The 12,782-nt window shown below is 73.5% G+C and carries 13 protein-coding genes; 7 read left to right on the top strand and 6 right to left on the bottom strand.

Annotated features, from left to right (window positions below; all coding sequences use genetic code 11):
* Nucleotides 1–177 precede the first annotated feature (177 nt).
* Entirely contained in the window at nucleotides 178–522 is a 345-nt protein-coding gene (locus ACLF5H_RS23430) for a hypothetical protein (protein ID WP_421677985.1), read from the bottom strand.
* Nucleotides 523–631: 109 nt separating this feature from the next.
* Between ACLF5H_RS23430 and ACLF5H_RS23425 the strand changes: the two genes are divergently transcribed.
* Together ACLF5H_RS23425 and ACLF5H_RS23420 are read left to right on the top strand one after the other, a co-directional pair.
* Nucleotides 632–967, top strand: a complete 336-nt coding sequence (locus ACLF5H_RS23425) for an LAETG motif-containing sortase-dependent surface protein (RefSeq protein WP_421677984.1) — start codon at nucleotides 632–634, stop codon at nucleotides 965–967.
* 43 nt (nucleotides 968–1,010) lie between these two features.
* Nucleotides 1,011–1,793: a hypothetical protein gene (locus ACLF5H_RS23420; RefSeq protein WP_421677983.1), complete on the top strand. Its 783-nt coding sequence runs from the start codon at nucleotides 1,011–1,013 to the stop codon at nucleotides 1,791–1,793.
* 43 nt (nucleotides 1,794–1,836) lie between these two features.
* Here the strand turns inward: ACLF5H_RS23420 and hutH are convergent, their stop codons facing one another.
* The 3 genes from hutH to ACLF5H_RS23405 form a co-directional block, all read right to left on the bottom strand.
* Complete coding sequence (gene hutH, locus ACLF5H_RS23415; protein ID WP_421678034.1) at nucleotides 1,837–3,375, bottom strand: histidine ammonia-lyase; 1,539 nt, start codon at nucleotides 3,373–3,375, stop codon at nucleotides 1,837–1,839.
* Nucleotides 3,376–3,470: 95 nt separating this feature from the next.
* Nucleotides 3,471–4,613 carry a diguanylate cyclase domain-containing protein gene (locus ACLF5H_RS23410; protein ID WP_421677982.1) on the bottom strand — a complete coding sequence of 381 codons (1,143 nt, stop codon included), beginning with the start codon at nucleotides 4,611–4,613 and terminating at the stop codon, nucleotides 3,471–3,473.
* A gap of 182 nt (nucleotides 4,614–4,795) precedes the next feature.
* Nucleotides 4,796–5,590, bottom strand: a complete 795-nt coding sequence (locus ACLF5H_RS23405; protein ID WP_421677981.1) for an enoyl-CoA hydratase/isomerase family protein — start codon at nucleotides 5,588–5,590, stop codon at nucleotides 4,796–4,798.
* Nucleotides 5,591–5,848: 258 nt separating this feature from the next.
* Between ACLF5H_RS23405 and ACLF5H_RS23400 the strand changes: the two genes are divergently transcribed.
* Nucleotides 5,849–6,538 (top strand): hypothetical protein, encoded by a 690-nt coding sequence (locus ACLF5H_RS23400; protein ID WP_421677980.1) that lies wholly within the window; start codon nucleotides 5,849–5,851, stop codon nucleotides 6,536–6,538.
* A 9-nt stretch (nucleotides 6,539–6,547) separates the two neighbouring features.
* Here ACLF5H_RS23400 and ACLF5H_RS23395 read toward each other — a convergent pair whose 3' ends face one another.
* Nucleotides 6,548–7,666 (bottom strand): adenylate/guanylate cyclase domain-containing protein, encoded by a 1,119-nt coding sequence (locus ACLF5H_RS23395; protein WP_421677979.1) that lies wholly within the window; start codon nucleotides 7,664–7,666, stop codon nucleotides 6,548–6,550.
* A gap of 368 nt (nucleotides 7,667–8,034) precedes the next feature.
* On the opposite strand from ACLF5H_RS23395, the gene ACLF5H_RS23390 reads away from it, so the two are divergent.
* Both ACLF5H_RS23390 and ACLF5H_RS23385 read left to right on the top strand, forming a co-directional pair.
* Nucleotides 8,035–8,928, top strand: a complete 894-nt coding sequence (locus ACLF5H_RS23390) for an SDR family NAD(P)-dependent oxidoreductase (protein ID WP_421677978.1) — start codon at nucleotides 8,035–8,037, stop codon at nucleotides 8,926–8,928.
* Entirely contained in the window at nucleotides 8,925–9,764 is an 840-nt protein-coding gene (locus ACLF5H_RS23385) for an alpha/beta fold hydrolase (RefSeq protein WP_421677977.1), read from the top strand. Before ACLF5H_RS23390 ends, ACLF5H_RS23385 begins: the two co-directional genes overlap by 4 nt.
* A 310-nt stretch (nucleotides 9,765–10,074) precedes the next feature.
* Here the strand turns inward: ACLF5H_RS23385 and ACLF5H_RS23380 are convergent, their stop codons facing one another.
* Complete coding sequence (locus tag ACLF5H_RS23380) at nucleotides 10,075–10,938, bottom strand: biotin--[acetyl-CoA-carboxylase] ligase (RefSeq protein ID WP_421677976.1); 864 nt, start codon at nucleotides 10,936–10,938, stop codon at nucleotides 10,075–10,077.
* A gap of 110 nt (nucleotides 10,939–11,048) precedes the next feature.
* Between ACLF5H_RS23380 and ACLF5H_RS23375 the strand changes: the two genes are divergently transcribed.
* Together ACLF5H_RS23375 and ACLF5H_RS23370 are read left to right on the top strand one after the other, a co-directional pair.
* On the top strand, nucleotides 11,049–12,662 hold the full coding sequence (locus tag ACLF5H_RS23375) for an acyl-CoA carboxylase subunit beta (protein WP_421677975.1): 1,614 nt from the start codon (nucleotides 11,049–11,051) through the stop codon (nucleotides 12,660–12,662).
* Between the two features lie 24 nt (nucleotides 12,663–12,686).
* A partial coding sequence (locus ACLF5H_RS23370; RefSeq protein ID WP_421678033.1) for an acyl-CoA carboxylase subunit epsilon occupies nucleotides 12,687–12,782 on the top strand: 96 nt, incomplete at its 3' end.

Raw genomic sequence — 12,782 nt, 5'->3', positions numbered from 1 at the left:
ACGGCCGGTTCGTCCCGTTCCGGATCCACCGGATCTGTGGGGCACACCACGTCCGCCGCCCCGTGCCGCGGTACGTCGCCGGGCGGGTGGTGGTGTGCGATCGGTCCGTGCGCCCCCTCGTACGACAAAACCCCGGACGGCAGGTCGCCGTCCGGGGTTTCAGGTGCCCCGGGACGCTCAGCCGATGCCGTCCTCTTCGTCGTCGTCCTCCCCATCATCCCCGTCGATGTCCCATTCGGGCGAGTCCGGGTCGTAGTCGATCCGCTCACTCGACCAGGAGGCCTGCTGGAGCTCCACCCCGGGCACCGCGCTGACCAGGTCGAACGGGTCCACGAGATAGGCGAGGGCCTCCGCGGTGTCTTCCGTCACAGCGCCCTCGGCCTGGTCCCGCTCGGAGTCCGGCAGCTCGGGATCGGCCGCGAGCCGGCCCAGCGCGGCCTTGGTCACCTCGTCGTCGTCCAGGACCTCGACCACCAGCTCCACCCGAAGCCGTACATACCGTGATGTCTCTTCATCGCTCATGGCGCGAGCGTACGGCCGAAACCTCCCGTGACTTTCCCGTGACCCGCGACTTTCACTAACATCGGCTCACACGGCCAATTCGCCAGCGTCACAAGGGGATCGATATTTCGTGTCATCCGCTCGCCGTCCGCTGCTGACCGCCACCGCCGCGGGCACTCTGCTGTGCGCCCTGTGGTTCGTACCGTCCGCGAACGCGTCCCAGGAGGGACCGGCGCAGGACATGGCGGTCGGCTCCGTCACGACCTTCTCCGCGCCCGTCACCGAGCAGGCAAGTGTGGTGACGGCGGCGGCCACCAGAGCAGGTTCGGGCCCGGCGGACGACGCCCGGCTCGCCGACACCGGCAGCCCCGACACCACGCCGTACGTCGTCGGCGGCTCCCTGTTCCTCGCCCTGGGCGCCGGGTTCGTGGTCTATTCGGTGCGCCGCGAACGCCTGGGTTTTTAATCTCCCTTGACTGATCTTTCACAGGGCTTACATAGTTCGCCCCATGAAGAGATCATCGGGCGTGCGGCTGTGCGCCACCGTCGCCGTGAGCGCGCTGTCGTTCGCCCTTGTCACGGGGTGTTCTGACGGGGGGTCGAAGGATTCCGCGGACCAGGGCTCCGCGCGAAAGGCGCTGAGCGCCGCCGAGTTGAAGAAGCTGATCGTCACTCAGGACGAACTGCCCGGCTACGCGGTCGGGGCGGTGACCGAGGCCCGCGCCAAGCGGATCACCACCGACAAGGCGGCCTGCGGGCCCCTGACCCGGGTGATGAGCGGGCTGGCGCCCACCGAGGCCCCGGCGAGCACCGACCGCATGGTCACCGAGAACGCGAAGAAGCGGCCCTCGGCCAAGCCGACGTCCCTGGACGACCTGGACGAGGGCGAGTTCGAGAAGACGATGCGCACGTCCCTCGACCGGGACGTCACCACGGTGGCGCTCGCCTCGTACGACGGGGACGGCGCCGAGCGGGCCCTGACGTCGCTGTCCGCCGCCGTGAAGGCATGCGCGGGCGGCTTCACCGGCCGGCAGGCGGGCACCTCGGTGAAGTTCACCGAGATCGCCGCGGAGAAGCCCACCGGGCGCGGGGACGCGTCGGTGGCGTTCGCCGCGACCATGAAGGAGGACGAGGGCGACGGCGGGGGCACGGCCCTGGTGCACGCCGAGGTGGACCGGCACGGATCCACCCTGTCCGTCTACTTCACGTCGAACCTGGGCGCGATGATGGCCGAGCAGGCGTACACGGTGACACCCGCGGTCGTGAAGGCCCAGGAGACCAGGCTGAAGTGACGGCGGGGGCCCCGGACACCGCCGGGGCCCCTCCGTCCGCCGGTCACCGGAGCGGGCCGGTGACCTTCTCCACGGCCTCGACCAGGTGCCCGCCGCGCACGAAGGCGTCGGCGGCGGCCAGGTCGGGCGCCAGGAAGCGGTCCGGGCCGGGGCCCTGGACACCGGCGGCGCGGGCCGCCTCGATCACGGCCCGGGAGGCGGGCGCCGGGCTCAGGCCCTCGCGCAGCTGGATCGCGCGGGTGGCCGCGTACAGCTCCACGGCGATGATCCGGGTGAGGTTGTCCACGGCGGTGCGCAGCTTGCGCGCGGCAGACCAGCCCATGGAGACATGGTCCTCCTGCATGGCGGAGGACGGGATGGAGTCCGCGGAGGCCGGTACGGCGAGCCGCTTCATCTCGCTGACCAGGGCGGCCTGCGTGTACTGGGCGATCATCAGACCGGAGTCCACACCGGCGTCGTCGGCGAGGAACGGCGGCAGGCCGTGGCTGCGGTTCTTGTCCAGGAGACGGTCGGTGCGGCGCTCGGCGATGGAGCCGAGGTCGGCGGCGGCGATGGCCAGGAAGTCCAGCACATAGGCCACGGGCGCGCCGTGGAAGTTGCCATTGGACTCCACCCGGCCGTCGGGGAGCACCACCGGATTGTCCACGGCGGCGGCCAGCTCGCGCTCGGCGACCAGGCGGGCGTGCGCCAGGGTGTCGCGGCCGGCGCCCGCGACCTGGGGGGCGCACCGCACCGAGTAGGCGTCCTGGACGCGCGGGGCGTCGTCCTGGTGGTGCCCGGTGAGCTGGGAACCCTCCAGCACGGCGAGCATGTTGGCGGCCGCGGCGCCCTGGCCCGGGTGCGGGCGGATGGCGTGCAGCTCGGGCGCGAGCACCTTGTCGGTGCCGAGCAGCGCCTCCATGCTCAGCGCGGCGGTGATGTCGGCGGACTTGTAGAGGGTGTCGAGGTCGGCGAGGGCCATGACCAGCATGCCGAGCATGCCGTCGGTGCCGTTGAGCAGGGCGAGGCCCTCCTTCTCGCGCAGCTCGACGGGCTGGATCCCGTGCTCGGCGAGCAGCTCTCCGGCGGGCCGTACGACGCCGTCGGGGCCCTCGGCGTCGCCCTCGCCCATCAGGGTCAGGGCGCAGTGCGACAGCGGGGCGAGGTCGCCGGAGCAGCCGAGGGAGCCGTACTCGTGCACGACCGGGGTGATCCCGGCGTTGAGCACGTCGGCCATGGTCTGCGCGACCTCGGGGCGTACGCCGGTGTGTCCGGAGCAGACGGTCTTCAGGCGCAGGAACATCAGGGCCCGTACGACTTCCCGCTCCACCCGCGGGCCCATGCCGGCGGCGTGCGAGCGGACGATGTTGCGCTGCAGCTGGGCGCGGAGTTCCGGGCTGATGTGCCGGGTCGCCAGGGCACCGAAGCCGGTGGAGACGCCGTAGACCGGGTCCGGCTTGGCGGCCAGCGCGTCCACGATCTCGCGGGCCGCGGCGAGCGCCGCCACGGCCTCCTCCGACAGCTCGATCCGGGCAGCGCCGCGCGCCACGGCGAGAACGTCGGACGCCGAGACACCGGACGTCCCCACCACCACAGTGTGCATATCCATATTCAGGAGCGTACGCATTGAATGCGGTGCTGTCACTAGTGGGGACGGGGTGCGCCCCTTACCCGCCGGTGTGGGCTTCGTCGCAGCCTTCAGGGGTTGCGGCCGCGGAAACGGCGGCGCTCGGCGCGGGTCGGGGGCGGTTCGTCGGCGAGCCGGACGACGGGGTCGTCGGGGCCCTCGCGGCCGGCGACCACCGGCCGGTCGGCGCGCATGGCCTTGGCACGGTACTGGGCGGCGTCCGCGAGGCGGAACAGCCGCCGGGCGTCGGCCACCGGTCCGATCGGGTCCTCGGTCGAGGCGACCCCGCAGGCGACCCCCTCCCCCAGCTCCAACTCGCCCGCGCGGCGGCACAGTTCGTCGGCCGCCTTCACCACGTCGTCGGCGGTCGGGCCGACCGCGAGAAGGCAGAACTCGTCCCCGCCGAGCCGCGCGGCCAGCGCGCCCGGCACCATCGCGCCGCACAGCGAGAGCACCGAGCCGAAGCGTTCCAGGAGCCGGTCGCCGACGGCGTGGCCCTTGGTGTCATTGACCCGCTTGAGCCCGTTCAGATCGCAGACCACGAGGCTGACGACGGCGCCGTCGGCGCGGTGCCGTTCGAGCGCCTCGTCGAGGTGGGTGTCCACGGCGCGGCGGTTGGCGAGGCCGGTCAGGGCGTCGGTGTAGGCGAGCCGGCGGGCCTCCTCCAGGCGCTCGGTCTGCGCGAGCCCCGCGGCCACGACGGCGGCGAGCACGGTCGCGAAGTCGGCGTCGGGGCGGCCGAACACCGGGGATCCGACGGCCCGCGCGACATACACCTCGCCCCAGGCCCTGCCGTGCAGCACGACCGGGGCGACGACACAGCAGCCGCGGCCCCGGCGGCGCAGGGCGGCGACCCGCTGGTGGAGGTAGCCGGGGACACCGGCGGCGGCGCCCCCGGCGGTCTCCACCCAGGCGTTGGGACCGCCGCCACCGGCCCAGCGTTCGTGCAGGAACTCGGTGATCTCCGGGAACTGGTGCACCGGGTAGGACTCGGCCGCCGGGAACTCCTCCTCGTCCGGGCGCCGGTCCCCGACGTTCACCAGGACCCGCAGCCGGCCCAGCTCGCGCTCCCAGACCGACAGCGCGGCGAAGCTGCCGTCCAGCGCGTGGCAGGCGCCGAGCGCGGCGGCCTGCCACGAGTCCTCAGGGGTGTGCGCCGCGGCCATCCCCTGCGCCAACGCCACCACTGCGGCAAGCCGCTCGTCGTCGCCCATTACTCCAGATTAGGGAGGATTTGGGGTGATGGGGATGTTGGTGCGGCGAATAGGGGGTTCGGCCAGGGATGCACCTTAAGGGGTGTGCCTGGTGGATCCCAGGGGTGCTCCGGGTGCTCCTCGGGGGCGCGCCGGGTGCGCCTCCGGGGCGCGCCGGGTGCGCCTCCGGGGTGCGCGTGCCCCTACTCCCCCGGCCACTCCGGCTTCCGCTTCTCGTTGAACGCGGCGACACCCTCCGCGCGGTCCCCGGAGAAGGCCACGGAGCGCCACGCGGCGTCCTCGACCTCCAGACCGGCCCGCAGATCGAGGCCCTGCCCCAGCCGCAGCGCCCGCTTGGCCGCGCGCAGGCCCACCGGGGAGTTCTGGGCGATGCGCGCCGCCAGCTCCAGCGCCTCCTCCCGGTCCCGGCCCTCCTCGACCACGTGGTCCACGAGCCCCATCCCGCCGGCCTCCGCGGCCTCCAGGCGCCGCGCCGAGAAGACCAGCTCGGCCGCCCGCGCCGCGCCGATGCGCCGGGGCAGCAGCTGGGTGCCGCCGCCGCCCGGGATCACGCCCACGGACACCTCGGGCAGCCCCACCACGGCCGTACGGTCGGCCACGATCAGGTCGCAGGACAGCGCCAGCTCGAAGCCGCCGCCCAGCGCGAAGCCGTGCACCGCCGCGATCGTCGGCATCGGCAGCTCCAGCACGCCGGTGTACGCCCCCCGCGCCACCGGCCGCTGCCGCATCAGGTCCGCGTCGCTGAAGGAGTTGCGCTCCTTGAGGTCGGCGCCGACGCAGAACGCCCGCTCGTGCGACGAGGTCAGGACGACCACGCGGGCGTCCCGGTCCGCCCCCAGCGCCGTACAGGCGGCCGCGAGGGAGCGGGCCATCTCCGTGGAGACGGCGTTCATCGCCTTGGGCCGGTCCAGGACCAGCTCCGCGACGTACCCGTGCCGCCGTACCAGCACGAACTCCCCGAACCGCGCCTCGCTCATCGCATCCTCCGGTACACGTGTTAACGCGGGTTAACCCCTGTCGGGCCGATCATCGCAGCCGCACCCGATCACAGGAAACCCCGTACCGCTACGCCCGTTCGAGTGACATCACGGCCGTCTCGGCCCACATCACCCACACGAGCGCATAGCGTGCGCTGCGCGGTGGGGGCGCGAAGGGGAGCGCGCGGAGTCGCGGGGAGCTGTGGGCAGTCGGGGGGAGCTGTGGGCAGTCGCGGGCAGTCGTGGGGGAGAACAGGCATGGCGGAAACACGTATACGTACAGGCCGGACCGGGGCGGCGGAACCGGGTGGCCGGTTCTCCGGTCTACGTCGCGGACGGCACCGTAAACCCCGGCCCCGCAGGGCGTTGCTCGCCGCGGGCGGGCTGCTGCTCGCGGCCGGGGTGCTCAGCCTGGTCCGCATGACCCCGGAGTCCGGTGTGGGCGCCCCCGGCACCGCGGCGGCCGAACCCCGGCTCGACCCGGGCGGCGGGCTCGCGAACGGCGGCCCGGGTCCCGGCGCGTCCGGGATCGGCGGTCGTACGGCCACGACCACCGACGGCACCCTGACGCCCGGCCCGCTCGCGCCGCCCTCGACGGCCGCCGACCTGGGCGGACGGACGCCCGCGCCGACGCCTACGGGGGCCGCGACGACACCCGGGAACCCGGGCGGATCCGGCAGCTCGAAGGGCTCGGGCGAATCGGGCGGCTCGGCGGGCTCGGACGGCGGGGTGCCGCCCGCGCCCGGGAAGAGCGGCGCACCGACCGCCCGGCCCGGGCCCACCGCCCCGAACCCGGCCCCGCCCGTGCCGATCTCGCACCCGGCACCGCCCACGGCACCGGCGCCGACACCGACCCACGGCGCCCCCGCGCCCGCTCCGGGCGGGCTGTGCCTGCCGATCATCGCGCTCTGTGTGGACGTGGGCGTGCTCGGCGGCCACGGGGGTTAGCCCCGGCGGCTACTGCTCGCCGTTCCTCCGGGTGAGCAGCCACGGCTCGACCACGCCGAGGCCGCGCACCGGCCGCTGCCACATCGGCTGGAGCGCGAAGCGGTAGGACGGCGGCTCCTCGCCCTCCTTCTCGGCGGTGGCCGCGGCCTCGGCGGCCTCCGCCTCCGAGGCGGGTGCCTCGCCGGTGCGGATCAGCTCCTTGGCGAACGCGCTGTCCATGAGGACGGCGTCGCGCGGGGCTATGGAGGTAAGCCGGGAGGCCAGGTTCACCGTCGTGCCGAACACATCGCCCATCCGGGTGGTCACGGTGCCGAAGGCCATGCCGACGCGCAGTTCGGGCATCGTCTCGTCGTTCGCCAGCGTCTCCACCAGGCGCAGCGCGATGTCCGCGGCGATGCCCGCGTCGTCCGCGGCGAACAGGACCTCGTCGCCGAGGGTCTTGATGAGCCGGCCGCCGCGCGCGGCCACCAGGTCGGCGGCGGTGGTCTCGAAGGCCTCGACGAGTTCGCCGAGTTCCTCCTCCTCCATACGGCGGGTCAGGCGGGTGAACCCGACGAGGTCGGCGAAGCCGACGGCGAGGCGCCGGTCGACCATCTCCTCGTCGTCCGCGGCCTGGACGACACGCCCGGTCGCGGCGGCGAGCTGGCGGCGCCAGACGTAGACCAGGAACTCCTCCAGCTCCGGCAGCAGCAGCTCGACCAGGGGGTACGTCACCTCGGTGCGGGTCATGCCGGGTTCGGGGGGCTCGGTCAGGCCCTCCAGGAAGGAATCGATCTGCCACTCGGCCAGCCGGGCGGTGGTCTGCCCGGTGGAGCGGGCGACCTGTACGGCCATGGCCTCGCTGAGCAGCCCCGCCTCCACGAGACCGGCGAGGCGGCGCAGGGCGAGGACGTCGGCCTCGGTGAGGGCCTTGGCCTGGCCTATGTCCGCGAAGCCCATCGCCCGCCAGAAGCGGGACGCCAGCTCCATGGAGACGCCGGCGCTGCGGGCGGCCTGGAAAGGGGTGTAGCGGCGCTCGGCGCCCAGGATGAGCTGTTCGAGACGGAGCGCGAGCGGGTCCTCGCCGGAGTCGGCGGCGCTTGGGTCCGTCCGGTCCTGCTCGCCGGGGCCCGTGTCGTCGACGGTCACGCCTGCTGCCCTTCCGATCTGCCGCGGTCAGGTACGACCGGCCTCAACTCTACGGCAGGTGTGCGCCAGCTCACTCCGTTGGGTTCGGCCGGGGTCTGCTGGTGTGGTGCCGAGTCGTGTGCCGGGGTGGTGCCGACGCCCTTCCGGGGGCCTGCGGCCCCCGGACCCCCCGCCATCAGCTTGGGGGGCGAAGTCGTTGTGCGCACCTGCGGGCCGGTGGTGGGTGCTCGCGCAGTTCCCCGCGCACCTTGGGGGGGCGATGTCGATGCCCGGAGATTAAACGGATAGGTAATCCGATTGTGTGCTAGCGTCCGGCGTCATCAAGCGGATGATCTATCCGGTTCTTATCTCGGGGTGGAGGCGCGCTCATGTCCAAGACAGCTGTGGTGACGGGTGGGACGGGAGGGATCGGGCTGGAGACGGCGCTCGGGCTGGCGGCGGCCGGGTTCGCGGTGACCGTGGTCGGGCGCGATCACGCGCGGGGGGCCGGGGCGGTCGAGCGGATCAGCGCGGTGAACCCGGCGCGTCCAGGGCGGTTCCTGTGCGCCGACCTCTCCTCGCTCGACCAGGTGCGCTCGCTCGCGGCCCAGATCGCCGACGACCACGCGGCCGCCGGGGAACCCCTGACGCTGCTGGTCAACAACGTCGGAGCGATGTTCGCCGAGCGGCGGATCCTGGACGGCGTCGAGGCGTCGTTCGTCGTCAACCACCTCTCGCTCTACCTGCTGACGGAACTGCTGCTGCCCACGCTGCGGGCCGGCGCGCCGAGCAGGATCGTGAACGTCACCTCGGGCGCGGTCGGCGTCGCCAAGCGGGACTTCGAGGCGGTAGAACCGCCCGGCGGCTACTACGGCTTCCACCACTACGGCCGCGCCAAGCTCGCCAACCTCGCGTACACCCTGGACCTGGCCGCCCGGCTGGACGGCACGGGTGTCTCGGTCTTCGCAGCCGACCCCGGGGGCGCGGCGACCGACATGACGGACGGCACCCTGACCGACCCCAGGATCGTCTCCCCCGCCCTGCGGCTGCTGTGGCCGCTGGTACGGCGCAGGTTCGCGCGTTCCACCTCAGGACCGGCGTCCGTGGCGGCCAGACCCTCGATCGCCGCCGCCACCGACGGCGCCCTGACCGGCAGGACCGGCGTCGTCATAGGCCCCGAGGCGCTCCCGGTCGCCCCCTTCCGCCCCGCGGCCGACCCCCGGCTCGCCGAGGCCGTACGGCGGCTCAGCGAGGCCCACGCACCGGTGGGGGCACGCCCGTGACCGCCACCCCGACCGACACCTCGACCTCCAAGGACATCACCGTGACCGACGCAGTCCCGACCGCTCACGCCCGTACCGTCCGCGGTTCCGGGCCCGGTCTCCTCCTCGCGCACGGCGCGGGCGGCGGCATCGAGGCCAACTACGGGCCGCTCCTGGACGGGCTCGCCGCCCGGCACACCGTCGTCGGGGTCGACTACCCCGGCTCGGGGCGGACGCCCGCCGCGCCGACGCCCCTCGAACTCGACGAACTGGCGGACCGGCTCGTCGCCGCGGCGGACGCGGAGGGCCTCGACACGTTCGCGCTCTGTGGATACTCGCTCGGCGGGCCGGTCGCGATCAGGGCCGCGGTACGGCATCCCGGCCGGGTCACCGCGCTCGTGCTGAGCGCGGCCTTCGCCCGGCTGGACACGCGCACCGACCTGGCCGCCGCCATCTGGCAGCAGCTGTACGAGTCCGGGCGGCACGGCCTGCTCGCCCAGTACCTGACCCACCTCACCGTGAGCGCGCCGGTGCTGAACACCCTCACCCCGGCCCAGGTGCGCGGGGCCGCCGAGCGGACCGCGGGGGCGCTGCCGACCGGGACCGGTGCCCAGGTCGACCTGGTCCGCCGCGTCGACGTCCGGGCCGACCTCGGGGCGCTCGACGTGCCCACGCTGGTCGTCGTCACCACCGCCGATCCCCTCATACCGGCCGCCCTCCAGCGGGAGTTGGCCGCGGCCGTACCCGGCGCGCGGACCGCCGAGCTGGCCACCGGGCATCTGCCCTTCCTGGAGCAGCCGCAGCGGTGGCTGGAGCTGATCACCGGGTTCCTCGGCGAGGAGGGGCGCCGGGGCTGACCGCCGGGGGGGGGGGGGGGGGGGGGTGGGGGGGGGGGGGGGGGGGGGGGGGGGGGGGGGGGGTGGGGGTTTCTTTCCCCCCCCCCCCCCCCCCCCCCCGCGCCGGCCCGAACGCTCCACGTACGATCGAACGCCGAACCCCGCGGGCGGCCCGGGCCCAGCGCGGGCAAGCGACCCGACCCCCGGCCCAGCGTCCCCAGTGCGGCGCCGTCGTGGCGTGTCGCGCCCACGCGGCGGAGCCGCACATCAGCACGGCCCCGCGCCCCTGGAAACCTCCCGCGCCCTCAGTCGAGAAGTTCCCGGCAAACCCTCACGCCGGGCGCAGATGCACGATGTCGCCCGCGCCCACCGGCTGGACCCCCTCCGTCGTCGCGATGACCAGGCGGCCGTCGCCGTCCACGGCCACCGCCTCGCCGGTCAGGGCGCGGTCGCCGGGCAACTCCGCCCGTACCGTGCGGCCGAGGGTCGCGCAGCCGGCCGCGTAGGCCTCCTGCAGGCCGCACTCCGCGGGGTCGCCGAGGGCCGCGCGCCAGCGGCCGTACCAGTCCTCCAGGGAGCGCAGGACCGCGCGCAGCAGGGGGTCCCGGTCGGTGTTCACCGCGCCGGCGAGCAGCAGCGAGCCCGCCCGGGCCACCGGCAGTTCCGCCGCGCGCAGCGAGACGTTGAGGCCGAAGCCGATGACGACGCCGTCCTCGCCGGCCCGCTCCAGCAGGATGCCGCCCGCCTTGCGCTCCTCCCCGTCGACCGTCACCAGCAGATCGTTCGGCCACTTCAGCGCCGTGTCCACGCCCGCCGCCCGCGCCAGCCCCGTCGCCACCGCGACCCCGGTGAGCAGCGGCAGCCACCCCCAGTGGTGCACCGGCACCTCGGCGGGCCGCAGCAGCACGGAGACGAAGAGGCCGGAGCGCGGCGGCGCCGACCAGCGGCGGTCCAGGCGGCCCTTCCCGGTCGTCTGCTCCTCCGCCACCAGCACCGTGCCCTCGGCCACCGGACCGGCCGCGGCGCGCGCCACCAGGTCGTCGTTGGTGGAGCCGGTGCGCTGCACGACCTCCAGCTCGGACCACAGGCCGCCCTCGCGCACCAGCGCGCGGCGCAGCGCGGTCGCGTTCAGCGGCGGGCGGTCCAGATCGGACCAGCGGCCGGGGTTGTCGTCTGCTGCATCTCGGGGCGTCATGCAAGCCACCCTAGGTGTGGCAAACGACGCAGTGCTGATCGGTAGCCCCAGCACTACTCTACGAACGAGTAACCGTCCCCCCTTTTGAGCAGGCAGGGAGCCGCATCCCGATGTCCGAGCCGGAAGAGCGTCACGAGATCCAAGGGATCGACATTCACACGACCGCGGGCAAGCTCGCGGATCTCCAGCGGCGCATTCACGAGGCGACGCACGCCGGCTCGGAGCGCGCCGTCGAGAAGCAGCACGCCAAGGGCAAGCTGACCGCCCGTGAGCGGGTCGAACTGCTGCTGGACGAGGGGTCGTTCGTCGAGCTCGACGAGTTCGCCCAGCACCGCTCCACCAACTTCGGGCTCGAGCAGAACCGGCCCTACGGCGACGGTGTCGTCACCGGGTACGGAACGGTCGACGGCCGGCCCGTCGCCGTCTTCTCCCAGGACTTCACCGTCTTCGGCGGCGCCCTCGGCGAGGTGTACGGCCAGAAGATCGTCAAAGTCATGGACTTCGCCCTGCGGACCGGCTGCCCGGTCATCGGGATCAACGACTCCGGCGGCGCCCGGATCCAGGAGGGCGTCGCCTCGCTCGGCGCCTATGGCGAGATCTTCCGCCGAAACACCCACGCCTCCGGTGTCATCCCGCAGATCTCCCTGGTCGTCGGCCCCTGCGCCGGCGGCGCGGTGTACTCCCCGGCCATCACCGACTTCACGGTCATGGTCGACCAGACCTCGCACATGTTCATCACCGGACCCGACGTCATCAAGACCGTCACCGGCGAGGACGTGGGCTTCGAGGAGCTGGGCGGCGCCCGTACCCACAACGCCGTCTCCGGCGTGGCCCACCACATGGCCGGGGACGAGAAGGACGCCATCGAGTACATCAAGCAGCTGCTGTCGTACCTGCCGTCCAACAACCTCTCCGAGCCCCCGGTCTTCCCGGAGGAGGCGGACCTCGCCCGCAACGACGAGGACCGTGAGCTGGACACCCTCGTCCCGGACAGCGCCAACCAGCCGTACGACATCCGTACGGTGGTCGAACACGTCGTGGACGACGGGGAGTTCTTCGAGACGCAGGCCCTGTTCGCGCCGAACATCGTCACCGGGTTCGGCCGGGTCGAGGGGCACCCGGTGGGTGTGGTCGCCAACCAGCCGATGCAGTTCGCGGGCTGCCTGGACATCGACGCCTCCGAGAAGGCCGCGCGGTTCGTGCGCACCTGCGACGCGTTCAACCTGCCGGTGCTGACCTTCGTGGACGTGCCCGGCTTCCTCCCGGGCGTCGGCCAGGAGCACGAAGGCATCATCCGGCGCGGCGCCAAGCTGATCTACGCCTACGCCGAGGCCACCGTCCCGCTGATCACCGTGATCACCCGCAAGGCCTTCGGCGGCGCCTACGACGTGATGGGCTCCAAGCACCTGGGCGCCGACCTCAACCTCGCCTGGCCGACCGCCCAGATCGCCGTCATGGGTGCTCAGGGCGCGGTCAACATCCTGCACCGGCGCACCCTCGCCGAGGCGGCCGCGACCGGCGAGGACGTGGAGGCCGTACGGGCCCGGCTGATCCAGGAGTACGAGGACACCCTTCTCAACCCCTACGTGGCGGCCGAGCGCGGCTACGTCGACGCGGTGATCATGCCGTCCGACACCCGCGCCCACATCGTCCGGGGCCTGCGTCAGCTGCGCACCAAGCGGGAATCACTGCCCCCGAAGAAGCACGGCAACATCCCCCTCTAGGCCGGCCGACCGACAGGAGCCGATATGACGATCAAGGTCGTACGAGGCAACCCGACCCCCGAGGAGCTGGCCGCCGCCCTGGCGGTGGTCCGCGCCCGCGCGGCCGCCGCGGCGGCCGCG

The sequence above is a fragment of the Streptomyces sp. LaBMicrA B280 genome (genome assembly GCF_049222185.1).
Taxonomy (GTDB): domain Bacteria; phylum Actinomycetota; class Actinomycetes; order Streptomycetales; family Streptomycetaceae; genus Streptomyces; species Streptomyces murinus.
The sequence above is the reverse complement of the archived record's forward strand: the minus strand, read 5'-3'. Positions and strand labels throughout refer to the sequence as shown.